The sequence below is a fragment of the Bacillus sp. CD3-5 genome (genome assembly GCF_006349665.1).
Classification (GTDB): Bacteria; Bacillota; Bacilli; order Bacillales; family Bacillaceae_G; genus Bacillus_A; species Bacillus_A paranthracis.
Genome location: NZ_VEPX01000038.1, coordinates 1 through 1,562 on the forward strand (window position 1 = coordinate 1; position 1,562 = coordinate 1,562).

General features: G+C 37.5%; 1 pseudogene. It reads right to left on the minus strand.

Features of this window, described 5'->3' with window-relative positions:
* Positions 1 to 93: 93 nt before the first annotated feature.
* A pseudogene (locus FH036_RS26875) lies at positions 94 to 1,463 on the minus strand (IS1182-like element ISBth7 family transposase); the annotation flags it as partial.
* Positions 1,464 to 1,562: the final 99 nt, after the last annotated feature.

A 1,562-nucleotide genomic window follows, 5' to 3' on the forward strand; every position in this document is an offset into this window, starting at 1 on the left:
CCAGAGTGTTGGGAAACCCTTTAGGGTTCCCAACACTCTGGAATCTTTTTTGATTTTAGCTAATAAAAACAACATAAAATAATAGAATTTAGAAAAATAGCCCTCCACCTGACCCTTTTTGGTCAGATGGAGGGCTATTTTTTTCATGTTTTGACAAGCTGCGGTGAGATAAGCTTGTATTTGGACAGACTTCAGCCCTCGAAACCGGGCATAGCGGTAGCCATGTAGTTCTTTGGCGTCCGCAAAGCTTCGCTCTATAGTTGAACAACGTACTTTATACAGTTTTTTCCCTGTAGATGTGAGCTTGTTTTTTCTAGCGATATCTTTATATTTCTCCCATATATGATGAGTGATAACTTTTTGTTTTTGTTTCTTCGAAAAGCAGACTTCACGTAGTGGACAAACAGCACAGTCTTCTGGATTTGATTTGTATTGACGATACCCTTCACGATCCGTTGTTACATATTCTAAAATACATCCCATTGGGCAAGCGAATACGTTCATTTCTTCTACATATTTAAATTGGTTTTTCGGTACTTCTTTATTTCGTTTTCCAAATCGGCGATACCCCATCACCATAAATATATTCCGTTCTGATAATTTCTTACAGATATAGCCTGTAAAATAGCCTGCATCAAGAGCGACGGCTTCTACTTTGAATCCGAACTTATCAATCTGAGCTTGGAGGCGTGCTAAATACGGCTCGGAATCTGCCATATTTCCAGCCGTTACATAGGTATCTGTAATAATGTTGTATTTCGCATCAGTCGTACGATGATCCAAGAAATGAAAACCATTTGGTTTTCCATCTCTCATTAAAAACCCACTATCTGGATCAGTTGTACTTATACGAGTTTTTTTGGTTGGGGTATCACTTTCCTTTCTAGGTTTTAATTCTTTTTTCCATGTACCTCGCGATCTTCGATTACCGCAGCTTCTAGTTCATCTATATAAAACTTTGCCTTTTCTTTTTTATATTTATGTACAAATTTATTTTTATTGGCATTGGCCTTAATATGGGTAGAATCTGTCATCAGTGCACGTCCTCCTACCATTCGGTGCTCCGTCGCTTGTCTCACAATCTCATCAAAAATTTCTTCGAAAATATTTGTATGAATAAAACGAGTACGACGATTCCAACTGATTGTAGAATGATCAGGAATAGTATCCGATAGAGAAAATCCTAAAAACCAACGGTAGGCAATATTCGTTTTAATCTCCTTTTCCAATTGACGCTCAGAACGAATACCGTAAAAATATCCAATAAACATCATCTTAAATAAAACAATAGGATGAATGGACGGACGTCCATTGTTTTCACAGTAATAAGGGCGTAACTTCTCTTCAATAAAATCAAAACTAATTGTCGCTTCAATTGCACGAAGGAAATGATCTTGCGGAACCAACTCTTCTACAGAAACAGATACACGCTCGTCACGATGATTTTTTAAAGCACCCATCATAAGAAATCTCTCCTTTTCCTCTTTTTTATCAGTGTTGACACATAAAAAGAGGTTCAGACACAAAAACAGGCTGTGGAAAAGACTTTCTCCACAGCCTGA